Source organism: Escherichia sp. S10b (genome assembly GCF_028421345.1).
In the GTDB taxonomy this organism is placed as follows: Bacteria; Pseudomonadota; Gammaproteobacteria; order Enterobacterales; family Enterobacteriaceae; genus ECMA0423.
In genome coordinates, this window is the sequence record NZ_JAHZSO010000039.1 from 1 (window position 1) to 23,245 (window position 23,245).

Here is a 23,245-nt window from a genome sequence, read left to right on the forward strand (position 1 = left end):
CCCACACAGATTGTCTGATAAATTGTTAAAGAGCAGTTGCGACGCAGCTTTCAGCTCACTGTCGCGAGGTGGCGTATATTACGCATTCCTCTTTCAGAGTCAACCCTGAATTTCAGGATTTTTTCTCTTCAACCGAACCGGCTGTTTGTGTGAAGTGATTCACATCCGCCGTGTCGATGGAGGCGCATTATAGGGAGTCGGCTCAGGAAGACAAGCGGAAAAATGCATTTTTATTTCAACCGCTCATCTTTTAATCATTGCGCCGGTTTTTGCTGCTTTTTTATCGCTTGCGGCAGGTCTGCCAGGCTATTTAACACCCAATCTGCCGCGTTTTCTGCTTCAGGTGTAATAGGTTTACCCGTACGCACCAGCACTTTTGTTCCCACGTTCGCCGCAACCGCTGCCTGCATATCTTCTAATTTATCGCCCACCATATAAGAAGCGGCCATATCAATATGCAAATAATCGCGTGCTGACAAAAGCATCCCCGGATGTGGTTTGCGGCAATCGCAGACCTGGCGAAACTCTTCAACACTACCCTGCGGATGATGCGGGCAATAATAGATACCATCCAGATCGACATCTCGGTCCGCCAGCGACCAGTCCATCCACTCGGTCAGCGTTTCAAACTGTGCTTCGGTAAATTTACCGCGAGCAATGCCAGACTGGTTGGTTACTACCACCAGCGCAAAGCCCATTTTTTTTAGCTCGCGCATGGCGTCAATAACACCGTCGATAAATTCAAAGTTGTCGATCTCATGGACATAGCCGTGATCGACATTAATGGTGCCATCACGGTCAAGAAAAATTGCGGGTACGCTCTTCGCCACCTTTTATAGCTCCTTAATAAGGCATGGGACGCTAGTATCGCATGTTTCGACCTGCAAGAAAGTGCTCTTCGCATAAACCTGATTGATTTAGACGTCTGGATGCCTTAACATCCATTTCATTGACGGCGTTGCCCGTTTCAGGCATTCGAGATGCCACGACTAACTTAATGACGATAATAAATAATCAATGATAAAACTTTCGAATATCACCAAAGTGTTCCACCAGGGCACCCGCACCATCCAGGCGTTGAACAACGTCAGCCTGCATGTGCCAGCTGGACAAATTTATGGCGTTATCGGTGCCTCAGGCGCGGGTAAGAGTACGCTTATACGTTGTGTAAACCTGCTGGAGCGCCCAACCGAGGGTAGCGTGCTGGTCGATGGCCAGGAACTGACCACGCTGTCAGAATCCGAGTTGACCAAAGCTCGCCGCCAGATTGGTATGATTTTCCAGCATTTTAACCTGCTCTCTTCGCGTACTGTTTTTGGCAACGTGGCTCTGCCGCTGGAGCTGGACAACACACCGAAAGACGAGATCAAACGTCGCGTGACGGAATTGCTGTCATTGGTTGGTCTTGGCGATAAGCATGATAGCTACCCGTCGAATCTTTCCGGTGGGCAGAAACAACGTGTGGCGATTGCCCGTGCATTAGCCAGCAATCCCAAAGTATTGCTGTGTGATGAAGCCACCAGCGCGCTGGACCCGGCAACGACACGTTCTATTCTCGAACTGCTGAAAGACATTAACCGCCGTCTGGGTTTGACGATTCTGTTGATCACCCACGAAATGGACGTTGTGAAGCGTATTTGTGATTGCGTGGCGGTCATCAGCAATGGCGAACTGATCGAGCAGGACACGGTAAGTGAAGTGTTCTCGCATCCGAAAACGCCGCTGGCGCAGAAGTTTATTCAGTCGACCCTGCATCTGGATATCCCGGAAGATTACCAGGAACGTCTGCAAGCGGAGCCATTTACTGACTGCGTGCCGATGTTGCGCCTGGAGTTTACCGGTCAATCGGTCGATGCCCCGCTGCTTTCTGAAACCGCGCGTCGTTTCAACGTCAACAACAACATTATTAGCGCGCAGATGGATTACGCCGGTGGCGTTAAGTTCGGCATCATGCTGACTGAAATGCACGGCACACAACAAGATACGCAAGCCGCCATTGCCTGGCTGCAGGAACACCATGTAAAAGTAGAGGTACTGGGTTATGTCTGAGCCGATGATGTGGTTGCTGGTTCGTGGCGTATGGGAAACGCTGGCAATGACCTTCGTATCCGGATTTTTTGGCTTTGTGATTGGTCTGCCGGTCGGCGTCCTGCTTTATGTTACGCGCCCGGGGCAAATTATTGCTAACGCGAAGCTGTATCGTACCGTTTCTGCGATTGTGAACATTTTCCGTTCCATCCCGTTCATTATCTTGCTGGTATGGATGATTCCGTTTACCCGCGTTATTGTCGGTACATCGATTGGTTTGCAGGCAGCGATTGTTCCGTTAACCGTTGGTGCAGCACCGTTTATTGCCCGTATGGTCGAGAACGCTCTGCTGGAGATCCCAACCGGGTTAATTGAAGCTTCCCGTGCAATGGGTGCCACGCCGATGCAGATCGTCCGTAAAGTGCTGTTACCGGAAGCATTGCCGGGTCTGGTGAATGCGGCAACTATCACCCTGATTACCCTGGTCGGTTATTCCGCGATGGGTGGTGCAGTCGGTGCCGGTGGTTTAGGTCAGATTGGCTATCAGTATGGCTACATCGGCTATAACGCGACGGTGATGAATACGGTACTGGTATTGCTGGTCATTCTGGTTTATTTAATTCAGTTCGCAGGCGACCGCATCGTCCGGGCTGTCACTCGCAAGTAACGTTCAACACAACATAAATAATTGAAGAAGGAATAAGGTATGGCGTTCAAATTCAAAACCTTTGCGGCAGTGGGAGCCCTGATTGGATCACTGGCACTGGTAGGCTGCGGTCAGGATGAAAAAGATCCAAATCACATTAAAGTCGGCGTGATTGTTGGTGCCGAACAGCAGGTAGCAGAAGTCGCGCAGAAAGTTGCGAAAGACAAATATGGCCTGGACGTTGAGCTGGTAACCTTCAACGACTATGTTCTGCCAAACGAAGCATTGAGCAAAGGCGATATCGACGCCAACGCCTTCCAGCATAAACCGTACCTTGATCAGCAACTGAAAGATCGTGGCTACAAACTGGTCGCAGTAGGCAACACTTTTGTTTATCCGATTGCTGGTTACTCCAAGAAAATCAAATCACTGGATGAACTGCAGGATGGTTCGCAGGTTGCCGTGCCAAACGATCCAACTAATCTTGGTCGTTCACTGCTGCTGCTGCAAAAAGTGGGCTTGATCAAACTGAAAGATGGCGTTGGCCTGCTGCCGACCGTTCTTGATGTTGTTGAGAACCCAAAAAATCTGAAAATTGTTGAGCTGGAAGCACCGCAGCTGCCTCGATCTCTGGACGACGCGCAAATCGCTCTGGCAGTTATCAATACCACCTATGCCAGCCAGATTGGCCTGACTCCAGCGAAAGACGGTATCTTTGTCGAAGATAAAGACTCCCCGTACGTAAACCTGATCGTAACGCGTGAAGATAACAAAGACGCCGAGAACGTGAAGAAATTCGTCCAGGCTTATCAGTCTGATGAAGTTTACGAAGCAGCAAACAAAGTGTTTAACGGCGGCGCTGTTAAAGGCTGGTAATTTTTAGGCTGTTTCCACAATTTGTAATATCATTCAGGACGGGCGCTTGCCCGTCTTGTCATTTTTACAAGCTCCTGATTCAATATTGACGTTTTGATCATACATTGAGGAAATACTATGCGTGCTTTACCGATCTGTTTAGTAGCACTCATGCTAAGCGGCTGTTCCATGTTAAGCAGATCCCCTGTCGAACCCGTTCAAAGCACTGCACCCCAGCCGAAAGCGGAGCCTGCAAAACCGAAAGCGCCGCGCGCCACGCCGGTCCGAATTTATACCAATGCAGAAGAATTAGTCGGCAAACCGTTCCGCGATCTCGGTGAAGTCAGTGGCGATTCTTGCCAGGCCTCCAATCAGGACTCTCCGCCGAGCATTCCAACCGCACGTAAGCGGATGCAAATCAACGCCTCGAAAATGAAGGCCAATGCGGTATTACTGCATAGCTGCGAAGTCACCAGCGGTACGCCAGGCTGCTATCGTCAGGCTGTATGTATCGGTTCTGCGCTTAACATTACGGCGAAATGAGCAGTTTCCAGTTCGAGCAAATAGGCGTTATTCGCTCGCCCTATAAAGAAAAATTCGCCGTTCCGCGCCAGCCAGGTCTGGTAAAAAGCGCCAACGGCGAACTACATCTCATTGCTCCCTACAACCAGGCTGACGCCGTTCGCGGCCTGGAAGCATTCAGCCATTTATGGATCCTTTTCGTCTTTCATCAAACGATGGAAGGCGGCTGGCGTCCGACTGTGCGTCCACCGCGCCTCGGCGGTAACGCCAGAATGGGGGTTTTCGCAACACGCTCTACTTTCCGCCCTAACCCAATTGGTATGTCGCTGGTAGAGCTGAAAGAGGTTGTTTGCCATAAAGACAGCGTGATTCTGAAGCTCGGCAGTCTGGATCTGGTCGATGGTACGCCGGTAGTGGATATCAAACCGTATCTCCCCTTTGCCGAATCGCTTCCCGATGCCAGTGCCAGCTATGCGCAAAGTGCGCCAGCGGCAGAGATGGCGGTGAGTTTTACCGCAGAGGTCGAAAAGCAGCTTTTGACGCTGGAGAAGCGTTATCCGCAGTTAACGCTGTTTATCCGCGAAGTACTGGCGCAGGACCCGCGCCCGGCCTATCGTAAAGGTGAGGAAACGGGAAAAACCTATGCCGTCTGGCTACATGATTTTAACGTTCGCTGGCGCGTCACCGACGCAGGTTTTGAAGTCTTTGCGCTGGAACCGCGTTAAATTCACGCCCTTCTCTTTTGACATTTCTTTTGCACTGGTAAACTAAATCACTTTTTTTGTCCCAGGCTCGCCTTGAGCCTGTTCTACCTTCCAACTGGAACCGTAACAACATGCGTACTAGCCAATACCTGCTCTCCACTCTCAAGGAGACACCTGCCGACGCCGAGGTGATCAGCCATCAGCTGATGCTGCGCGCCGGGATGATCCGCAAGCTGGCCTCCGGGTTATATACCTGGCTGCCGACCGGCGTGCGCGTTCTGAAAAAAGTCGAAAACATCGTGCGTGAAGAGATGAACAACGCCGGTGCGATCGAGGTGTCGATGCCGGTGGTTCAGCCAGCCGATTTGTGGCAAGAGAGTGGTCGTTGGGAACAGTACGGTCCGGAACTGCTGCGTTTTGTTGACCGTGGCGAGCGTCCGTTCGTACTCGGCCCAACTCATGAAGAAGTTATCACTGACCTGATTCGTAACGAGCTTAGCTCTTACAAACAGCTGCCGCTGAACTTCTATCAGATCCAGACCAAGTTCCGCGACGAAGTGCGTCCGCGTTTCGGCGTCATGCGTTCCCGCGAATTCCTGATGAAAGATGCTTACTCTTTCCATACTTCTCAGGAATCCCTGCAGGAAACCTACGATGCAATGTATGCGGCCTACAGCAAAATCTTCAGCCGCATGGGGCTGGATTTCCGCGCCGTACAGGCCGACACCGGTTCTATCGGCGGCAGCGCCTCTCACGAATTCCAGGTGCTGGCGCAGAGCGGTGAAGACGATGTGGTCTTCTCCGACACCTCTGACTATGCAGCGAACATTGAACTGGCAGAAGCTATCGCGCCGAAAGAACCGCGCGCTGCTGCTGCCCAGGAAATGACGCTGGTTGATACGCCGAACGCGAAAACCATCGCGGAACTGGTTGAACAGTTCAATCTGCCGATTGAGAAAACGGTTAAGACTCTGCTGGTTAAAGCGGTTGAAGGCAGTAGCTTCCCGCTGGTTGCGCTGCTGGTGCGCGGTGATCACGAGCTGAACGAAGTTAAAGCAGAAAAACTGCCGCAGGTTGCAAGCCCGCTGACTTTCGCGACCGAAGAAGAAATTCGTGCCGTGGTTAAAGCCGGTCCGGGTTCACTGGGTCCGGTAAACATGCCGATTCCGGTGGTGATTGACCGTACCGTTGCGGCGATGAGTGATTTCGCTGCTGGTGCTAACATCGATGGTAAACACTACTTCGGCATCAACTGGGATCGCGATGTCGCTACCCCGGAAGTTGCAGATATCCGTAACGTGGTGGCTGGCGATCCAAGCCCGGATGGCCAGGGTACGCTGCTGATCAAACGTGGTATCGAAGTTGGTCACATCTTCCAGCTGGGTACCAAGTACTCCGAAGCACTGAAAGCCTCCGTACAGGGTGAAGATGGCCGTAACCAAATCCTGACGATGGGTTGCTACGGTATCGGGGTAACGCGTGTGGTAGCTGCGGCGATTGAGCAGAACTACGACGAACGAGGCATCGTATGGCCTGACGCTATCGCGCCGTTCCAGGTGGCGATTCTGCCGATGAACATGCACAAATCCTTCCGCGTACAAGAGCTTGCTGAGAAACTGTACAGCGAACTGCGTGCACAAGGTATCGAAGTGCTGCTGGATGACCGCAAAGAGCGTCCGGGCGTGATGTTTGCTGATATGGAACTGATCGGTATTCCGCACACTATTGTGCTGGGCGACCGTAACCTCGACAACGACGATATCGAATATAAATATCGTCGCAACGGCGAGAAACAGTTAATTAAGACTGGTGACATCGTCGAATATCTGGTGAAACAGATTAAAGGCTGATGCCAGAAAGGGTCCTGAATTTCAGGGCCCTTTTTTTACATGGATTGTATAAAATGGATAAACCAAAGGCGTACTGCCGCCTGTTTCTCCCCAGCTTTCTTTTACTTTCGGCTTGTACCGTTGATATCAGCCAGCCAGACCCATCAGCCACAGCAGTAGATGCCGAGGCAAAAACATGGGCTGTCAAATTCCAGCATCAAAGCTCTTTCACCGAACAATCAATAAAAGAAATAACGGCACCTGATCTCAAACCCGGCGATTTGCTGTTCTCCTCAAGCCTTGGGGTAACCTCATTTGGAATCCGCGTCTTCAGCACTTCCTCTGTGAGTCACGTTGCAATCTTTCTGGGTGATAATAACGTTGCAGAAGCGACAGGCGCTGGCGTCCAGATTGTTTCCCTTAAAAAAGCGATGAAGCATAGTGATAAGCTTTTCGTCTTACGAGTCCCGGATCTTACCCCGCAACAAGCCACAGATATCACCGCGTTTGCCAATAAAATCAAAGATAGCGGTTATAACTATCGCGGCATTGTCGAATTTATTCCCTTTATGGTGACTCGCCAGATGTGCTCACTGAATCCGTTCTCCGAGGATTTTCGCCAACAGTGCGTCAGCGGCCTGGCGAAAGCGCAGTTAAGCAGTGTGGGCGAAGGAGACAAAAAGTCGTGGTTTTGTTCGGAATTTGTCACGGATGCCTTTGCCAAAGCCGGGCATCCACTTACACTGGCGCAATCGGGCTGGATTAGCCCTGCCGATCTGATGCATATGCGTATTGGTGATGTCTCTGCGTTTAAGCCAGAAACGCAGTTACAGTATGTTGGGCACCTGAAGCCTGGGATTTATATCAAGGCGGGTCGCTTTGTTGGGCTGACTCAGTGATAAAGCCAGCCTCGTGCACAAAATGCCGGATGCGGCGTAAACGCCTTATCCGGCCTACAAAATCGTGCTAATTCAAAATCTTGCATTATATGCTGTAGGCCTGATAAGCGCAGCACATCAGGCAATTTTGCGTTTGTTTCTGCCTTAAGCAGGTTTACTGCCCCAAACTACTGCAATCCTGGTTTGGGTAAAATTTCCCTGCCGTATCGGGTGCCAATACTTTAGTCGGCGCACCGGTATCCGGATTAGCTTCAAGCGTAAAGTGACCTTCTACTGACAGTAACATCGGTTTTTCACTGTGGCCGCGCGCAGCCAGGTAGCCACGCTCCAGCTCTGCGTTATTCGCTACCATGAAACGTTTTCCGGTCGCGCAATCAGTGAAGGTCGCCGCATCAGCCATATAAAAATACATGCCCCGCAGGGTCATCGGCGTCATAGGTAAACTGGATTGTGCCGGTTCCAGCGTATAGTTGAACTGCGATTCAATCGGATTGCCTTCACGATCGAGCATCTCCAGCGCATCGCCTTTCGCCCGATAATATGACTTTTCACCTTTGCTGTCGGTTAATACCAGCTTGTCAGCGGTTCGCGCCCATGTACCGTAGGAAGCGAAGGAGGAAGGTTCTTCACGAGCACCGAGATAACGCTCATTCATCACCCATGTTCCGTCTTTTTCGAGGAACAGAGAGGTTTCGATTCCTTCGCAATCAGCACACGGCAGCACGCCGCGCCAACTTTGCGGCATCGGTTTCAGTTCGGCAGCCTGCGCCGGAGAAAGCGCATCAACTTCGGCCCGATTATTACATCCCATCAGAGTAAAGAGGCTGATTACAGCCATCGCTGTCACTATCGCTTTTTTCACCATCTATTCCTTCTTTTTATTCCCGACCGCTGCGTACTTTGCCGCGCATCGCCTTCACGCTTGATTTTTGTGCTTTCGATGCCAGCCTGCGCTCTTTCGATGCACGGGTGGGCCGCGTGGGTCGTCGGGCTTTTTGTTCTGTTGTTAAATCTTTAATCACTGCCACCAGCCGGGCTAGCGCGGCTTCGCGGTTCAGTTCCTGACTGCGGTATTCCTGTGCCTTAATGACAATCACGCCATCACTGCTGATCAAATGATGGCTGGCGGCGAGTAGACGCTCTTTGTAATACTCTGGCAGGCTGGACGCCCGAATGTCAAAACGCAGATGAATGGCCGTTGAGGTCTTATTAACATGCTGCCCGCCCGCGCCCTGCGCACGAATGGCGGTGATCTCAAGCTCACCATCGGGAATAGCAACATGTCGGGAAATCACAATCATGAAGGTTGTTGCCAGGCGGTTAAGTTAACTTCCAGATTATTCTTATCGTCCGATAACCAGATCACGCCATCCTGAATCGTTGCCTGCAGCGTCATGGTACGATCGGCAAAGGCGCTTACTTTCGCCAGTTGTTCATCGTCCAGATACCAGACGGAAAGATTGGCAAACTGCACACATTTGCTCTGATTTTGCTGCCACCAGATTTGCGCCGCCCGACTATTATAGGTAAACAGCACCACTTCTGCGGCCTGGGTGCAGGCTTTCTTAATCCGCCGCTCATCCGGCAGCCCCAGCTCAATCCACAAATCAATGCCCAGGTGATCGTTACGCAGCCACGCTTCCGGCTCATCATCGGCACACAAACCACGGGTAAATTGCAGACGTTCATCAGCATATTTCAGCCACGCCAGCAAGCGCAGCATCATACGCTCCTGGGTTTCTGAAGGGTGGCGCGCCAGCGTCAGAGAGGCATCGAGAAACTGGTTGCGGTCGAGATCGGCCACATTAACCGTCGCTTTATAAATTGTCGCTTTAAGCGCCATAAGAAAACTCCTTTCGAATCAGGAGGCCATTGTAACGGAATACGTGCAGTTGCGGCGCTGATATTGCAGAAATGAGTGTGGTATAGTCACCTTGCGAAACAGAGTTTATCTTCGTAGGCTTAGACTTGCATCCACGGTTAAGTCAGAGTGCTGACAGGAGGGCATGTGGAAAAATATTGTGAGTTAATACGCAAGCGGTACGCGGAAATCGCCAGCGGAGACTTAGGATACGTTCCGGACGCGCTGGGCTGCGTTTTGAAAGTGCTGAATGAAATGGCTGCCGACGACGCCCTTTCTGAGGCTGTCAGGGAAAAAGCAGCATACGCTGCGGCAAACTTACTGGTGAGCGATTATGTCAATGAATGATACGTATCAACCAATCAATTGTGATGATTACGATAATCTTGAGCTCGCCTGCCAGCATCATTTAATGCTGACACTTGAGCTGAAAGATGGCGAAAAATTGCAGGCAAAAGCCAGCGATTTAGTCTCCCGCAAAAATGTGGAGTATCTGGTCGTCGAGGCCGCTGGCGAAACCCGTGAGCTACGTCTGGATAAAATTACCAGCTTTAGCCACCCGGAAATCGGTACGGTGGTGGTGAGCGAGTCCTGATTGACTTTCGCCGGATGCGACGTTTGATGCGTCTTATCCGGCTTTCACTTAACTAAGCGTTTTCTGCCAGACAAAACTTACGCCATTCTCACCTTCAGCCACACCTTCTTGCGTCACAAATACCCCTGCCGCCGCAATCAGCGTTTCGCCATAAAACAGCAGTGGCGTGGTGTCACGTAGCCACGGCGGCACGCCCAGCTCTTGCCAGATTTTCTTTAGCTTACGTCCGCCGTTACGCCCGACAATATGCAGCAATCCTGGCGCTTTGAAACGCACGCTGACCGCTTCGTCTGCACGCGGAGGGCGAATATCACCTCCCGCAGTAAGCTGTACACTTCCCAGCCCCGCCGGTAATTCCAGCGGTTGTAGCCACGTCTGCCACGGCACAATGGTTTCGCTTTGCCCAGTGACGGAGTTAATCCACCACAGTTGCGACTGATAGCGCCGTATTTCAAACGCGCCAAAACGTAAACAGGGGGAGGCATCTTCCCGCGCCAGCGCCACTTCCTGCCAGATCCGCACCAGCGCGTCGCGGGAAGGCATCGGTGCATTCTGCCCTGCCAGCCAGCGGCGGATAATCGCCGCGCGACGGGCATCACTCATCGCTAGCATTGGCGCAATCTGCAGCGTCCCCTGCGACGTTTGGCAGTGTGCTAAATCATCCGCCAGCAGTTCATCCAACAGACTCTCTTGTTCAGCACAAAGTGCGGCGCTGCGGGCCGTTGCTTCGGCAAAATGCGGCCAACGCTGCTGCAATAACGGCACTACGCGCAGGCGCAGAAAGTTACGATCGTATGAGTCGTCCTGATTACTTTCGTCTTCAATCCAGCGTAAACCATGCGCCAATGCCCACTGCGCCAGTTCCCCCCGCGTGCGGGCAAGCAACGGGCGGATAAGCCGTGTTCCGGCAAACTCCGAGACTTCCCCCATAGCCGAAAGCCCGGCAGGGCCGCTACCGCGTTTTAGCGCCAGCAGAAAGGTTTCACATTGATCGTCGAGATGTTGCGCGGTGACCAGCACTTCGCCGGGCAATAGGGTACGGGCAAATGCCTGATAACGCGCCTGCCGCGCTTGGGCCTCAATCCCCAGCCCCTCTTGCGCAAGTTGTACGCGTTCGACCACCAGCGGCACCTGCCACTGTTGGCAGACGTTTTCGCAATGCGTAACCCAGGCATCGGCATTGGCACTTAAACCGTGATGCACATGAATAGCGCGCAGAGTGACGCCCGGATTTTCCGTCCGCCACTGCACCAACTGATGCAGCAGAACGGTGGAGTCAAGCCCGCCGCTAAAGGCCACCAGAATCTGGCGTGAGGTGAGAAGTTGTCTATTGAGCGTGAGTGTCATGATGGTGCGATTTTACAGTAGCAATGCCCGGCACGTTACCGGGCAAATGCGGCGATGACAAGCCTTACTGCTCATACAGTTCCAACGGCAGCCCGTCCGGATCGTTAAAGAAGGTGAAGCGTTTTTGCGTGTATGGATCGACACGGATGGCTTCACACTTCACGTTATGGCTTTCAAGGTGCGCCACTGCCGCATCGATGTCATCAACGCTAAAAGCCAGATGACGCAGGCCGCAAGCTTCCGGTCGGCTGGGGCGCTCCGGCGGGAACGGAAAAGAGAAAAGCTCAATCACATATTGCCCATTAAGCGCCAAATCCCCTTTCCACGAGTCGCGCGCTTCGCGATAGACTTCGCTTTGCAGCGTGAAACCAAGAATATCGCAGTAGAAAGCTTTGCTCACCGCATAATCCGTCGCAATAATCGCAATATGGTGAACCTGTTTTAAACCCAGCATAACGTCTCCTTTATTTGTTAACAGCACGTTACTCGCCCGGAAGCCGCTCTGGCAAGTTATCCCGCCATTTTTAGGACTCGTACGCGGTAAACGCCGTCTTCGTCCTGTTTCGCGCCGTGAATATCCGTTTCAAAACCGGGGTAATGTTGCCCTACGGAACAAAGCATCAGTAGAAAATCGAGTACCGTGCGGCTCTCTTTGGTCAGCATTTCTCCTGGCATCAACAGCGGTACGCCCGGTGGATAAGGCAGGATCATATTTGCCGATACTCTACCGACCAGTTGTTCCAGCGCAATGGTTTCTACTTCACCTTTAATCTGTCTCTGCCATGCCTGATGTGGCGTCATGATCATTTCCGGCAAAGTATCGAATGCCCGCAACATCAAACCGGGAAGATCGTGTTTACGAATCAGCTTATGGATCCCTTGCGCCAGATCCTGAATACGCATATTGCGGTAGAAATCGGGATCTTCAGCATAGAGATCGGGTAGCATATTTTTGATCCGCAGGTTGAGATCGTAAGAGCGTTTAAATTCCGTCAACCCACGCAATAATCCCATTGCTTTGGTTTTATCGATACCAATACTAAAGAGAAACAGCAGGTTATAAGGGCCGGTTTTCTCTACTACGATCCCACGTTCGTCGAGGAATTTTGCCACCAGCGCTGCCGGGATCCCCTCCTCGCTCATATTGCCCTGTTCGTCCATCCCCGGTGTCAAAATAGTGACTTTAACCGGATCGAGAAACATATGATCGGCATCCGCATCGTTAAAGCCGTGCCACTGTTCGCCTGGCGCAACGGGCCAGCATTCGGCTTCATCCACCTGCGGCGGTTGCCAGATATCGAAAAACCAACCGTCAGACTCTTCCCGCAACCGCTGGACCTCTTTGCGAAAATGCAGCGCCCGCTCCACCGAACGGTTAATCAGCCGTTTGCCCGGATTACCACGCAGCATCGCCGCCGCCGTCTCAACCGAAGCAACAATGGGATAACTGGGCGAGGTGGTGGTATGCATCATAAAGGCTTCGTTAAACGCCTCTTCGTCATACTCGCCTTTAATGTGGATCAGCGAAGCCTGCGATAACGCCGCCAGCATTTTGTGGGTCGATTGCGTTTCGAAGATCACTTTTCCCGCAACACGCTCGCCGCTCATACCACTTTTCCCCTGGTAGATCGGATGAAAATGGGTGTACGGCACCCAGGCGGAATCGAAGTGGATCGACGGGACATCCAGCGTCTGTTTGATCCAGTCGGTGTTGTAGAGCAAGCCATCATAGGTGGAGTTGGTAATCACCGCATGAACCGGCCATTGTGCCTGCGTGGTGGCAGCGACTTTCTCTTCGATGCTGTCGCGAGTAAATTCACGGCGCGGGATCCCACCAAGAATCCCCAACGCATTACGCGTCGGTTTCAGCCAGACTGGCACTACATCGTTCATCATCAACAGATGCGCCAGCGATTTATGACAATTGCGGTCGATCAACAGCGTACTGCCGGATGGCGCGGCGTACATACCCACAATTTTGTTCGACGTCGATGTTCCGTTGGTAACGATATAACTCTGTTCCGCGCCAAAAGTCCGCGCGATGTACTCTTCCGCTTCCAGGTGTGGCCCGGTGTGGTCGAGCAACGAACCAAGCTCGGTGACCGAAATAGAGACATCAGCCTTGAGGGTATTCCCGCCGAAAAAATCATAAAACAGGCAGCCAACCGGGCTTTTTTGATATGCGGTGCCGCCCATATGCCCCGGCGTACAAAAGGTGTACTTCCGCTCTTTAACGTAGGTAAACAAGGCTTTCGTGAACGGCGGTGTAATGTTATCAAGATATTCGTCGGTGTACTGACGCATACGAATGGCGATATCTTCCGCCTGCCCCAGCGCATATTCAAAAAACCAGAGCGCCATCCGCATATCCTGCACGCTGACATCCATCGTCGAGTGGGTGTTGATGAAGGCATAAAGCGGGAGATATTCATTAAGTTGATTGATATCGCTGCATAAATCGAGACTGTACTCATCCCAGTCAAAAATCACGCCGCAAATTCGAGGGTTATGTTCGATAAATTTCAGCAAATCAACGCTGTTTTGTGGCCAGATAATCTGAAAGCCTTGCGCCACCAGCGCCGACTCCAGTTCTTTGATGGGCTCATCTTTATAAAAGACGCCATGCGGTCCCATAATGGCAATGATGTTCATGTGTTCCTCCTGGAAAATCCTTCCTTAATCATAGCCTGCTCAAACCGTGGCGATAAAAAAGGGCCACCGAAGTGACCCTTTTTCAGAACTTTTGCGAATTACGCGTAACCGTAGCTCATCAGGCGCTGATAACGACGATTTTTTAAATCTTCAGTGCTTAACACATCGAGATCGGCCAGATCCGCCAGCAGTTGCGCTTTCAACGATGCCGCCATCGCTTCCGGGTTACGGTGAGCGCCGCCCAGCGGTTCCGGGATGATGGAGTCGATCAGTTTCAGCTCTTTCAGACGCGGAGCGATGATACCCATCGCTTCAGCCGCCAGCGGCGCTTTGTCGGCGCTCTTCCACAGAATGGACGCACAACCTTCCGGCGAGATAACGGAATAGGTGCTGTATTGCAGCATATTCACTTTATCGCCCACGCCAATCGCCAGCGCACCGCCAGAACCACCTTCACCGATAACCGTACAAACTACCGGTACGCCGAGGCGAGACATTTCACGCAGGTTGCGTGCAATGGCTTCAGACTGACCACGCTCTTCTGCGCCCACGCCAGGATAAGCCCCCGGGGTGTCGATAAAGGTGATGATAGGCATCTTAAAGCGTTCAGCCATTTGCATCAGACGCAGTGCTTTGCGGTAACCTTCTGGCGCTGGCATACCAAAGTTACGGCGAATTTTTTCTTTGGTTTCACGACCTTTTTGATGACCAATGATCATCACCGGACGACCGTCAAGACGGGCGATACCACCGACGATAGCTTTATCGTCTGCATACGCGCGGTCGCCAGCCAGTTCGTCAAATTCATCAAATGCCAGGCGAACGTAATCCAGGGTATAAGGACGCTGTGGATGGCGTGCCAGTTGCGCAATCTGCCATGCACCGAGATCGGCGAAGATTTTACGTGTCAGTTCTACGCTTTTTTCACGCAGACGATGCACTTCTTCATCGATGTTAATATCCAGTTTCTCATCCTGACGGCTAACCGCAGTCAGAGAATCGATTTTCGCTTCCAGCTCTGCAATCGGCTGTTCAAAATCAAGGAAATTCAGACTCATAGTATTCCTGTATTAGTCAAACTCCAGTTCCACCTGCTCCGAACCAATGAGGCCACGGAGATCGTTTAATAAACGATCGCTCGGAGAGACACGCCACGTCGCGCCAAAACGCAACCGCGCGCGTGCATCCGCCCTCTGATAGTAGAGATGTACTGGAATTGTCCCAGAGCGGTGGGGTTCCAGAGACTGACGGAGTCGGTTTAAAAGCTGGTCATCAATTTGCCTGTCCGTCAGCGAGATAGCAAGCCCGCGAGCATATTTTTCCCGGGCTTCGTCAATATCCATCACTTCGCGAGCGGTCATTTTAAGCCCACCGCTGAAGTCATCAAAGCTGACCTGTCCGCTGACGATAAGTATGCGGTCTTTTTCCAGCAATTGCTGGTATTTATCCAGGGCGTCAGTAAACAACATCACTTCCAGCCGCCCGGAACGGTCATCCAGCGTGCAGATACCGATACGATTGCCGCGCTTGGTGACCATAACCCGCGCGGCAACAACGAGCCCCGCAGCCGTGATGACTTTACCACGTTCTGTCGGGTGCATGTCTTTCAGCCTTACGCCTCCGACATAACGCTCAATCTCTTTTAAATACTGGTTGATAGGGTGTCCGGTCAGGTACAGGCCTAACGTTTCACGTTCCCCATCTAATACCACCTGCTCCGGCCACGGTTGGCAGCTGGCGTAGGATTGTTCAATTTGTTCCGGCTCTTCGGCCAGCACGCCGAACATATCGGCCTGACCGATAGCTTCCGCTTTCGCGTGTTGATCTGCCGCTTTTAACGCATCGCCCAGCGAGTTCATCAGTGCCGCGCGGTGTGGTCCAAGACGGTCAAACGCCCCGGACATGATCAGTTTTTCCAGCACCCGCCGGTTTAACTTTTTGGTGTCGGTACGGGCGCAAAGATCAAACAGTTCGCGGAAGTAGCCGCCTTTATTACGGGCTTCGATGATGGCCTCAATCGGACCTTCACCTACCCCTTTGATGGCGCCAATACCATACACGATTTCGCCGTCGTCGTTGACGTGGAAATGGTAAAGACCGGAGTTTATATCTGGTGGCAGGATTTTCAGCCCCATCCGCCAGCACTCATCCACCAGGCCCACCACCTTCTCGGTGTTGTCCATATCGGCGGTCATTACCGCCGCCATAAACTCCGCCGGATAGTGCGCTTTCAGCCATAACGTTTGATATGACACCAAAGCATAGGCCGCAGAGTGCGATTTGTTAAATCCGTAACCAGCGAATTTCTCCACCAGGTCGAAGATTTTCATCGCCAGTTCGGCGTTGATTCCGTTCTTTTCTGCACCTTCAGCAAATACAGAACGCTGCTTAGCCATCTCTTCCGGCTTTTTCTTACCCATCGCACGACGCAGCATATCCGCGCCACCGAGGGTATAACCAGAAAGCACCTGCGCAATCTGCATGACCTGTTCCTGATACAGGATGATGCCGTAGGTTGGCTCCAGTACCGGTTTCAGGCTTTCATGCTGCCACTGTACGTCCGGATAGGAGATCTCTTCGCGACCATGTTTACGGTCGATAAAGTTATCCACCATCCCTGATTGCAACGGACCTGGGCGGAACAGCGCCACCAGTGCGATCATATCTTCGAAGCAGTCAGGTTGCAGACGCTTGATCAGGTCCTTCATGCCGCGCGATTCAAGCTGGAATACCGCCGTGGTTTCCGAGCGTTGCAGCATGTCGAAGCTTTTCTTGTCATCCAGCGGGATCGCGGCGATATCCAGCGGCGGCTCGCCATTCTTCGCCCGCCGCTTGTTGATCATCTCCAGCGCCCAGTTGATGATGGTGAGCGTACGCAAACCAAGGAAGTCGAACTTCACCAGTCCGGCGTATTCAACGTCGCTTTTATCAAACTGGGTGACCGGATGTTTGCCCTCTTCATCGCAGTAAAGCGGCGCAAAATCGGTAATTTTGGTCGGCGCGATAACCACCCCACCGGCGTGCTTACCGGCGTTACGGGTGACCCCTTCCAGTTTGCGCGCCATGTCGATCAGCGCCTTAACTTCTTCATCCGCTTCGTAGATTTCCGGCAGCTGCGGCTCGGCTTCAAACGCTTTCGCCAGCGTCATCCCCGGATCGGGCGGGATCAGTTTCGAGATACGATCGACAAAGCCGTACGGATGCCCCAGCACGCGGCCTACGTCGCGGATCACCGCTTTCGCCGCCATTGTACCGAAGGTGATGATCTGCGATACCGCATCACGACCGTACATGTCCGCTACGTGCTCGATAACCTGATCGCGTTTCTCCATACAGAAGTCAACGTCGAAGTCAGGCATGGAGACACGTTCCGGGTTAAGGAAACGTTCGAACAGCAGGTCAAATTCCAGCGGATCGAGGTCGGTGATTTTCAGCGCGTAGGCCACCAGTGAACCCGCACCGGAGCCACGGCCTGGCCCTACCGGTACGCCGTTATCTTTCGACCACTGGATAAATTCCATAACGATGAGGAAGTAGCCCGGGAAGCCCATCTGGTTGATAACCTGAAGTTCAGTCTCCAGACGTTCGTCATATTCCGGGCGGCGCTTAACACGTTCTTCCTCGTCAGGGAATAAAAAGGCCAGACGCTCTTCCAGGCCCTCTTTTGCACGCTTGACCAGATAATCTTCGGTGCTCATGTCCCCGGTCGGGAACTGCGGCAGGAAGTATTCACCAAGACGCACGGTTACGTTACAGCGTTTGGCGATCTCAACGGTGTTGGCAAGGGCTTCGGGGATGTCGGCAAACAGCTCACACATCTCCTCTTCGCTACGCATATATTGCTGCGGCGAATAGTTACGCGGGCGTTTAGGATCGTCGAGGGTAAAGCCGTCGTGGATCGCGACGCGGATTTCGTGTGCGTCAAAGTCGCTGCTGTCGATAAAGCGCACGTCGTTGGTCGCCACGACGGGCAAACCGCGCGCTTCCGCCAGTTCCACCGCCGCGTGCAGATAGCTTTCTTCATCCGGCCTGCCGGTGCGGATCAGCTCGAGAAAATAGCGATCCGGGAAGTGTTCTTCATAAAACGCGACACACTCATCTACCAGCGCGCTGTTACCACGCAAAAGACTGCGTCCGACGTCGCCCATGCGTCCGCCGGAAAGAAGGATCAACCCTTCGTTTAATTCGATAAGCCAGTCGCGATCGATGATCGGCCCGGCGGCACCGTACCCGCGCTGATACGCTTTTGAGATCAGCAACGTCAGATTCTGATAGCCGGTATTGTTCGCCGCCAGTACCGTCAGGTGGGTTAACTCATCACCCAGCAGGTCGCACTGGACGTTAAAATCTGCCCCGACGATAGGCTTAATCCCTGCGCCATGTCCCGCTCCGTAGAACTTCACCAGACCACAAAGGTTGGTGAAATCGGTGATCGCCAGTGCTGGCATACCCAACGCCGCCGCCTTTTTTACCAACGGTGCGGTTTTGGCCAGGCCATCGATCATCGAGTAGTCGCTGTGCACCCGCAGGTGTACGAAACGTGGTTCAGACATCTTCAGATTCCGGTTTACTTAATCTCGACACAAGAATCAGGACGCAAGTCCCAGTGCGCGTTTGACAGGCCCAAAGCTGCGCCGATGGTGTTCGGTCGCGCCGTGTTCAGCCAGTTTTTCCAGATGAAAAGCGGTTGGGTACCCTTTGTGTTGGGCAAAACCATATTGCGGGAAAACAATATCCAGCGCCGCCATTTCGGCGTCACGCGTCACTTTCGCCAGGATAGACGCGGCACTGATTTCCGGTACGCGGCTATCGCCTTTCACCACAGCCATCGCAGGCATCGGTAATTTCGGGCAGCGGTTACCATCAATCAACACATATTCCGGCGCAATATGCAGCTCAGCGACGGCACGCTGCATCGCCAGCATGGTCGCATGAAGAATGTTCAGCTCGTCGATTTCGTGGGGTTCCGCGCGGCCCAGACTCCAGCTCAACGCTTTCTCTTTGATCTCTTCATAGAGCGCCAGACGGCGTTTTTCGCTCAGCTTTTTGGAATCATTCAGCCCGGCAATCGGGCGCGCCGGGTCAAGGATCACCGCAGCGGTGACGACCGCGCCAACTAACGGCCCGCGTCCGACTTCATCCACACCCGCAACCAGCTGCGTGTGCGGATAAACAAATTCGATCATTGTGCTAACTCCAGAACGGCTTGTGCCGCCTGCTCATCGGCATTGCAGCGGATCTGCTGATGCAGTTCACGGAAGGTATCGTGCATCGCGTGGCTGGTTTTCCCGTTCGCCAACAGCGGTAACAGCGCCGCAGCCAGTTTTTGCGGCTCACACTCTTCCTGCAATAATTCTTTGACTAACTCTCTACCCGCCAGCAGATTTGGCAGCGAGACATAATCAGTTTTCACCAGCCGCTTCGCCAACCAGAAGGTAAAAGGCTTCATGCGATATCCCACCACCATCGGGCATTTCGCCAGCATACACTCCAGGGCTGCCGTACCCGACGCCAGTAGCGCCGCATCGCTGGCGACCATCGCCTCACGGCCCATCCCATCCAGCAAATGAACTGAAAGGTCTGGCGCGACTTCAGCTTTGATGCGTTCAAACTGCTCGCGGCGTTTGGCATTCACCAGTGGCACCACGATTTCGAGATCCGGATATGTCTGGCGCAAAAGCTGGGCCGTTTTCAGGAAATCGGCACTAAGCATTTCAACTTCTGCACCACGGCTCCCTGGTAGCAACGCCAGGCAGTGGGCATCGTGAGGGATCCCCAGCACATCACGGGCGGCATTTTTATCTGGATCTAACGGCATGGCATCAGCCATGGTATGACCGATAAAGCGGCACGGTACATTGTATTTGTCATAAAACGCTTTTTCGAAAGGCAGAAATGCGAGCACCAGATCGGTGGCTCTGCCTATTTTGAAAACGCGTTTCTGTCGCCACGCCCAGACGGATGGACTGACGTAATGAATGGTTTTGATACCCTGCTTTTTGAGGTTACCTTCAAGAGTAATATTGAAGTCAGGCGCATCAATACCAACAAAAATATCTGGCTTCAGTTCGCCAAAACGCTTTGTCAGATCGGCACGAATATGCAGTAAGCGACGCAGACGACCGAGCACTTCAACAATGCCCATCACCGCCAGTTCTTCCATTTCGTACCAGGCTTCGCAGCCTTCAGCCTGCATTCGTGGCCCGGCAACACCAACAAAGCGGGCGTTGGGCACACGTTCTTTCAGAGCGCGGATTAAACCGGCCCCCAGGATATCGCCGGAGGTTTCTCCGGCGACCAGGGCAATCGTTAATGGACGCTGTTCAGTCATTAACGAATCAGACCGCGCGTTGAGCGTGCAAAGAAATCGGTAAAGGCTTTCACTTCCGGATATGTTTCCGCCAGTTCAGCAATTTCCGGTTTCACTTCATCGAGCGTTTTACCGCTACGATAAATCAGCTTATACGCATTGCGGATAGCGGTAATCGCCTCACGGCTGAATCCGCGGCGCTTCAGCCCTTCGATATTGACACCGAACGGCGTTGCGTGGTTACCCTGCGCAATGACATAAGGAGGGACGTCCTGCGCCACACCGGAGCAGCCGCCAACCATCACGTGCGCACCAATGATGCAGAACTGATGGACTGCGGTCATGCCGCCGATGATCGCGAAGTCGTCAACCGATACGTGACCCGCCAGCGTTGCGTTGTTGGCGAGAATACAGCGGTTACCTACCGTACAATCGTGCGCAATGTGCGCGTTGATCATCAGTAAGTTGTCGCTGCCCACCTTCGTCAATCCACCGCCCTGGACTGTGCCACGATGAATGGTGACGCTTTCGCGAATGCGGTTACGATCGCCGATTTCCACACGGGTCGGTTCGCCAGCATATTTCAGATCCTGGTTAACTTCGCCGATGGAGGCGAACTGATAAATCTCATTATCGCGGCCAATTTTAGTATGACCATTCACGACAACGTGAGATTTCAGTACGGTACCCTCACCAATTTCGACATGGGGTCCAACGATACAAAAAGGACCAATGTGTGCGTTCGCGCCAATTGACGCGCCCTCTTCCACAATGGCGGTTGGATGCACAAAGGCGGATTTATCAATCACGTATCAGGCCTCCCGGCTACGAGCACACATCATCGTTGCTTCGCAAACTACTTTACCGTCGACCAGAGCAACCCCTTTAAAACGGGTCAGGCCGCGGCGCGTTTTTTCGAAAGTGACTTCCATGATCATTTGATCGCCAGGCACGACCGGGCGCTTGAAGCGCGCTTCGTCAATACCAGCGAAATAGTACAGCTCACCCGGTTCCAGTTTTCCTACGCTTTTAAACGCCAGAATACCTGTTGCCTGTGCCATTGCTTCCAGAATCAGCACACCCGGGAAAATCGGTTTTCCAGGGAAATGGCCCTGGAAGAATGGCTCATTGACAGAGACATTTTTTACTGCGCGCAGGAAACGACCTTCTTCAAAATCCAGCACGCGATCCACCAGTAAGAAAGGGAAACGGTGCGGCAGAAGTTCTAAAATCTCTTCAATCTGCAGAGTATGAGTGTTAGTAGTCAAGATACTCTTCCTGTCAAAATATAAGAAACGACAATAATAACACGGCCTGCCGCAATCGTAAGAATGAGACAGGCCGTAAAGTTTGGCGAACAAAAGATGGAACGTTAGTCTTGTTGATTAACCTTGCGCTCAAGCGATTTCAGACGCTTGCTCATGTCATCAATGTTCATCACCAGTGCAGCGGTTTTGCGCCAGACTTTGTTGGGTTGCAGCGGAATGCCTGAGGAATAGACGCCTGGTTCAGTGATGGGACGCATCACCATACCCATGCCCGTAACCGTCACTTTGTCGCATATTTCCATATGCCCGTTGATTACGCTGGCTCCGCCGATCATGCAGTAACGACCAATTTTCAGGCTGCCCGCCATAATGACGCCACCGGCAACCGCCGTATTGTCGCCAATCACGACGTTATGTGCAATCTGGCACTGGTTATCAATGATCACGCCATTGCCAATAATAGTGTCATCCAGCGCGCCGCGATCGATGGTTGTGCAGGCACCGATCTCCACGCGATCGCCAATAATTACGCGACCAATCTGTGGGATCTTCACCCAGTTACCACGATCGTTGGCATAACCAAAGCCGTCTGCGCCTACCACTGTTCCGGACTGGATCAGGCAATTCTGACCGATCTGGATCTCATGGTAAATGGTTACGTTCGCCCAGAGACGCGAACCTGCACCGATTTTGCTGTTTTTACCTACGAAGCAACCGGCACCGATAATCACGTTATCGCCCAGTTCAACGCCGGACTCAATCACCGCGTTAGCGCCAATCGATACGTTGTTACCCAGCTTCGCCGTCGCGTCGATCACCGCACTGGGTGCAATGTTCTGCGCGGGCTGCGGCGTGGTATCTAAAATTTGCGCCATGCGCGCGTAAGTCAGGTAGGGATTCTTCACTACCAGCGCGGCACTTTTCGCGAAAGGAAGATCGTCCTGGGTCATGACAACCGCGGACGCCTGGCACAAGCCTAAATGCTCACGGTATTTTGGGTTAACCATGAACGTAATGTGACCTGTTTGTGCAGATTGCATGGACGCAACGCCGGTGATGACGATATCGCCATCACCGTGTAGTTCTGCATCCAACTGCTGCGCTAAATCAGCCAGTCGAATTGAAGGCATTACTTATTTAACCTGTTTCAGTACGTCGGCAGTGATGTCTTTTACATCGCTGCTGTTGTAAGCAACGGCGTTTGCATCAACAACCAGATCGATATCCTGGCTGTTGGCAACGGATTTCACAGCAGTCTGGATACGAGTAACCAGTTTGCCGCGTTCTTCGTTGGAACGACGTGCGCGATCCTGCTCAAAAGCCTGCGCTTTCTGAGCAAAAGTCTGGCGCTGAGCCATCACGTCTTTTTCCAGCTTAGTGCGATCGCTGCCCGCTTTCATGGACTGCAGCTTTTTCATTTTAGCCTGCAGATCGGTTTCCATACGCTGCAGTTCGCTGGCACGGCCTTTGAACTCATTTTCCAGCGTGTTAGAAACACCGGTTTTCTGCGCTACCTGCTGGAACAGGCTGCCCATGTTGACGATTGCAATTTTGTCAGCCGCCTGAGCAGAAGTTGCCAGTGCTAAACCGAGACCTGCAGCTAATAACCACTTTTTCACAATAAACTCCTTACCATCCCATTTGCACCGGAGGGTGCAGTTCTTTGCGTGGCCCGGCGATCTTATATTGATCGCCTAAAGTCATCGCTACACTACCACTACATTCCTTT

24 protein-coding genes are annotated in these 23,245 nt (G+C 52.6%); 9 read left to right on the forward strand and 15 right to left on the reverse strand.

Annotated features, from left to right (window positions below):
• Positions 1 to 254: 254 nt before the first annotated feature.
• Positions 255 to 830 carry a D-glycero-beta-D-manno-heptose 1,7-bisphosphate 7-phosphatase gene (gene gmhB / locus FTE26_RS03415; RefSeq protein ID WP_001140187.1) on the reverse strand — a complete coding sequence of 192 codons (576 nt, stop codon included), beginning with the start codon at positions 828 to 830 and terminating at the stop codon, positions 255 to 257.
• A 187-nt stretch (positions 831 to 1,017) separates the two neighbouring features.
• On the opposite strand from gmhB, the gene metN reads away from it, so the two are divergent.
• The 7 genes from metN to FTE26_RS03450 all read left to right on the forward strand — a co-directional run bounded on the left by metN (position 1,018) and on the right by FTE26_RS03450 (position 7,483).
• A complete protein-coding gene (gene metN / locus FTE26_RS03420) occupies positions 1,018 to 2,049 on the forward strand; it encodes a methionine ABC transporter ATP-binding protein MetN (protein WP_000593994.1) in 1,032 nt (343 codons plus the stop codon).
• A complete protein-coding gene (locus tag FTE26_RS03425; protein WP_001294600.1) occupies positions 2,042 to 2,695 on the forward strand; it encodes a methionine ABC transporter permease MetI in 654 nt (217 codons plus the stop codon). The genes metN and FTE26_RS03425 overlap by 8 nt, the downstream gene beginning before the upstream one ends.
• 39 nt (positions 2,696 to 2,734) lie before the next feature.
• The gene (metQ, locus tag FTE26_RS03430) at positions 2,735 to 3,550 is read left to right on the forward strand and encodes a methionine ABC transporter substrate-binding lipoprotein MetQ (protein WP_000874224.1); all 816 of its coding nucleotides are present in this window, start codon (positions 2,735 to 2,737) and stop codon (positions 3,548 to 3,550) included.
• A gap of 117 nt (positions 3,551 to 3,667) precedes the next feature.
• Complete coding sequence (gene rcsF, locus FTE26_RS03435; protein WP_001202329.1) at positions 3,668 to 4,072, forward strand: Rcs stress response system protein RcsF; 405 nt, start codon at positions 3,668 to 3,670, stop codon at positions 4,070 to 4,072.
• A complete protein-coding gene (gene tsaA / locus FTE26_RS03440; RefSeq protein ID WP_000094011.1) occupies positions 4,069 to 4,776 on the forward strand; it encodes a tRNA (N6-threonylcarbamoyladenosine(37)-N6)-methyltransferase TrmO in 708 nt (235 codons plus the stop codon). Before rcsF ends, tsaA begins: the two co-directional genes overlap by 4 nt.
• 110 nt (positions 4,777 to 4,886) lie before the next feature.
• Positions 4,887 to 6,605, forward strand: coding sequence for a proline--tRNA ligase (gene proS, locus FTE26_RS03445; protein ID WP_001260702.1), 1,719 nt, complete (start codon positions 4,887 to 4,889; stop codon positions 6,603 to 6,605).
• A 53-nt stretch (positions 6,606 to 6,658) separates the two neighbouring features.
• Complete coding sequence (locus tag FTE26_RS03450; RefSeq protein WP_001297208.1) at positions 6,659 to 7,483, forward strand: YaeF family permuted papain-like enzyme; 825 nt, start codon at positions 6,659 to 6,661, stop codon at positions 7,481 to 7,483.
• Positions 7,484 to 7,637: 154 nt separating this feature from the next.
• Here FTE26_RS03450 and nlpE read toward each other — a convergent pair whose 3' ends face one another.
• Genes nlpE through FTE26_RS03465 form a run of 3 tightly spaced genes read right to left on the reverse strand, consistent with a single transcriptional unit; the run spans position 7,638 to position 9,326 of the window.
• Entirely contained in the window at positions 7,638 to 8,348 is a 711-nt protein-coding gene (nlpE, locus tag FTE26_RS03455) for an envelope stress response activation lipoprotein NlpE (protein WP_000239152.1), read from the reverse strand.
• 13 nt (positions 8,349 to 8,361) lie between these two features.
• Positions 8,362 to 8,784 carry an alternative ribosome rescue aminoacyl-tRNA hydrolase ArfB gene (gene arfB / locus FTE26_RS03460; protein WP_000635545.1) on the reverse strand — a complete coding sequence of 141 codons (423 nt, stop codon included), beginning with the start codon at positions 8,782 to 8,784 and terminating at the stop codon, positions 8,362 to 8,364.
• Positions 8,781 to 9,326: a YaeQ family protein gene (locus FTE26_RS03465; RefSeq protein WP_001185293.1), complete on the reverse strand. Its 546-nt coding sequence runs from the start codon at positions 9,324 to 9,326 to the stop codon at positions 8,781 to 8,783. The genes arfB and FTE26_RS03465 overlap by 4 nt, the downstream gene beginning before the upstream one ends.
• A 165-nt stretch (positions 9,327 to 9,491) precedes the next feature.
• Here FTE26_RS03465 and FTE26_RS03470 point away from each other — a divergent pair, with 165 nt between their 5' ends.
• Entirely contained in the window at positions 9,492 to 9,692 is a 201-nt protein-coding gene (locus FTE26_RS03470) for a YaeP family protein (RefSeq protein ID WP_000417058.1), read from the forward strand.
• A complete protein-coding gene (gene rof / locus FTE26_RS03475; protein ID WP_000062312.1) occupies positions 9,679 to 9,939 on the forward strand; it encodes a Rho-binding antiterminator in 261 nt (86 codons plus the stop codon). The genes FTE26_RS03470 and rof overlap by 14 nt, the downstream gene beginning before the upstream one ends.
• Positions 9,940 to 9,987: 48 nt before the next feature.
• Here rof and tilS read toward each other — a convergent pair whose 3' ends face one another.
• From tilS to skp, 11 genes are all read right to left on the reverse strand, one after another.
• Positions 9,988 to 11,286 (reverse strand): tRNA lysidine(34) synthetase TilS, encoded by a 1,299-nt coding sequence (tilS, locus tag FTE26_RS03480; protein ID WP_000176577.1) that lies wholly within the window; start codon positions 11,284 to 11,286, stop codon positions 9,988 to 9,990.
• Between the two features lie 64 nt (positions 11,287 to 11,350).
• Positions 11,351 to 11,740: a VOC family protein gene (locus tag FTE26_RS03485; protein ID WP_000901098.1), complete on the reverse strand. Its 390-nt coding sequence runs from the start codon at positions 11,738 to 11,740 to the stop codon at positions 11,351 to 11,353.
• Between the two features lie 56 nt (positions 11,741 to 11,796).
• Positions 11,797 to 13,938 (reverse strand): lysine decarboxylase LdcC, encoded by a 2,142-nt coding sequence (ldcC, locus tag FTE26_RS03490; RefSeq protein ID WP_001020973.1) that lies wholly within the window; start codon positions 13,936 to 13,938, stop codon positions 11,797 to 11,799.
• A 98-nt stretch (positions 13,939 to 14,036) separates the two neighbouring features.
• The gene (gene accA, locus FTE26_RS03495) at positions 14,037 to 14,996 is read right to left on the reverse strand and encodes an acetyl-CoA carboxylase carboxyl transferase subunit alpha (RefSeq protein WP_000055741.1); all 960 of its coding nucleotides are present in this window, start codon (positions 14,994 to 14,996) and stop codon (positions 14,037 to 14,039) included.
• Positions 14,997 to 15,008: 12 nt separating this feature from the next.
• A complete protein-coding gene (gene dnaE / locus FTE26_RS03500) occupies positions 15,009 to 18,491 on the reverse strand; it encodes a DNA polymerase III subunit alpha (RefSeq protein ID WP_001294774.1) in 3,483 nt (1,160 codons plus the stop codon).
• A gap of 36 nt (positions 18,492 to 18,527) precedes the next feature.
• Entirely contained in the window at positions 18,528 to 19,124 is a 597-nt protein-coding gene (gene rnhB, locus FTE26_RS03505) for a ribonuclease HII (protein WP_000569429.1), read from the reverse strand.
• Positions 19,121 to 20,269: a lipid-A-disaccharide synthase gene (lpxB, locus tag FTE26_RS03510; RefSeq protein WP_000139659.1), complete on the reverse strand. Its 1,149-nt coding sequence runs from the start codon at positions 20,267 to 20,269 to the stop codon at positions 19,121 to 19,123. The genes rnhB and lpxB overlap by 4 nt, the downstream gene beginning before the upstream one ends.
• The gene (lpxA, locus tag FTE26_RS03515) at positions 20,269 to 21,057 is read right to left on the reverse strand and encodes an acyl-ACP--UDP-N-acetylglucosamine O-acyltransferase (protein WP_000565966.1); all 789 of its coding nucleotides are present in this window, start codon (positions 21,055 to 21,057) and stop codon (positions 20,269 to 20,271) included. The genes lpxB and lpxA overlap by 1 nt, the downstream gene beginning before the upstream one ends.
• 3 nt (positions 21,058 to 21,060) lie before the next feature.
• A complete protein-coding gene (fabZ, locus tag FTE26_RS03520; protein WP_000210739.1) occupies positions 21,061 to 21,516 on the reverse strand; it encodes a 3-hydroxyacyl-ACP dehydratase FabZ in 456 nt (151 codons plus the stop codon).
• Between the two features lie 104 nt (positions 21,517 to 21,620).
• Positions 21,621 to 22,646 carry a UDP-3-O-(3-hydroxymyristoyl)glucosamine N-acyltransferase gene (gene lpxD, locus FTE26_RS03525; protein WP_001139279.1) on the reverse strand — a complete coding sequence of 342 codons (1,026 nt, stop codon included), beginning with the start codon at positions 22,644 to 22,646 and terminating at the stop codon, positions 21,621 to 21,623.
• A gap of 3 nt (positions 22,647 to 22,649) precedes the next feature.
• Positions 22,650 to 23,135 (reverse strand): molecular chaperone Skp, encoded by a 486-nt coding sequence (gene skp, locus FTE26_RS03530; RefSeq protein ID WP_000758956.1) that lies wholly within the window; start codon positions 23,133 to 23,135, stop codon positions 22,650 to 22,652.
• Positions 23,136 to 23,245 lie beyond the last annotated feature (110 nt).

Bases quoted from the DNA above. Each gene is read 5' to 3' on its own strand.
- accA (WP_000055741.1), bottom strand. From the start codon at position 14,996: ATGAGTCTGAATTTCCTTGATTTTGAACAGCCGATTGCAGAGCTGGAA.
- rof (WP_000062312.1), top strand. From the start codon at position 9,679: ATGTCAATGAATGATACGTATCAACCAATCAATTGTGATGATTACGAT.
- FTE26_RS03485 (WP_000901098.1), bottom strand. From the start codon at position 11,740: ATGCTGGGTTTAAAACAGGTTCACCATATTGCGATTATTGCGACGGAT.
- dnaE (WP_001294774.1), bottom strand. From the start codon at position 18,491: ATGTCTGAACCACGTTTCGTACACCTGCGGGTGCACAGCGACTACTCG.
- rcsF (WP_001202329.1), top strand. From the start codon at position 3,668: ATGCGTGCTTTACCGATCTGTTTAGTAGCACTCATGCTAAGCGGCTGT.
- lpxB (WP_000139659.1), bottom strand. From the start codon at position 20,269: ATGACTGAACAGCGTCCATTAACGATTGCCCTGGTCGCCGGAGAAACC.
- nlpE (WP_000239152.1), bottom strand. From the start codon at position 8,348: ATGGTGAAAAAAGCGATAGTGACAGCGATGGCTGTAATCAGCCTCTTT.
- tsaA (WP_000094011.1), top strand. From the start codon at position 4,069: ATGAGCAGTTTCCAGTTCGAGCAAATAGGCGTTATTCGCTCGCCCTAT.
- FTE26_RS03465 (WP_001185293.1), bottom strand. From the start codon at position 9,326: ATGGCGCTTAAAGCGACAATTTATAAAGCGACGGTTAATGTGGCCGAT.
- FTE26_RS03450 (WP_001297208.1), top strand. From the start codon at position 6,659: ATGGATAAACCAAAGGCGTACTGCCGCCTGTTTCTCCCCAGCTTTCTT.
- ldcC (WP_001020973.1), bottom strand. From the start codon at position 13,938: ATGAACATCATTGCCATTATGGGACCGCATGGCGTCTTTTATAAAGAT.
- metQ (WP_000874224.1), top strand. From the start codon at position 2,735: ATGGCGTTCAAATTCAAAACCTTTGCGGCAGTGGGAGCCCTGATTGGA.
- FTE26_RS03425 (WP_001294600.1), top strand. From the start codon at position 2,042: ATGTCTGAGCCGATGATGTGGTTGCTGGTTCGTGGCGTATGGGAAACG.
- proS (WP_001260702.1), top strand. From the start codon at position 4,887: ATGCGTACTAGCCAATACCTGCTCTCCACTCTCAAGGAGACACCTGCC.
- arfB (WP_000635545.1), bottom strand. From the start codon at position 8,784: ATGATTGTGATTTCCCGACATGTTGCTATTCCCGATGGTGAGCTTGAG.
- metN (WP_000593994.1), top strand. From the start codon at position 1,018: ATGATAAAACTTTCGAATATCACCAAAGTGTTCCACCAGGGCACCCGC.
- lpxD (WP_001139279.1), bottom strand. From the start codon at position 22,646: ATGCCTTCAATTCGACTGGCTGATTTAGCGCAGCAGTTGGATGCAGAA.
- rnhB (WP_000569429.1), bottom strand. From the start codon at position 19,124: ATGATCGAATTTGTTTATCCGCACACGCAGCTGGTTGCGGGTGTGGAT.
- tilS (WP_000176577.1), bottom strand. From the start codon at position 11,286: ATGACACTCACGCTCAATAGACAACTTCTCACCTCACGCCAGATTCTG.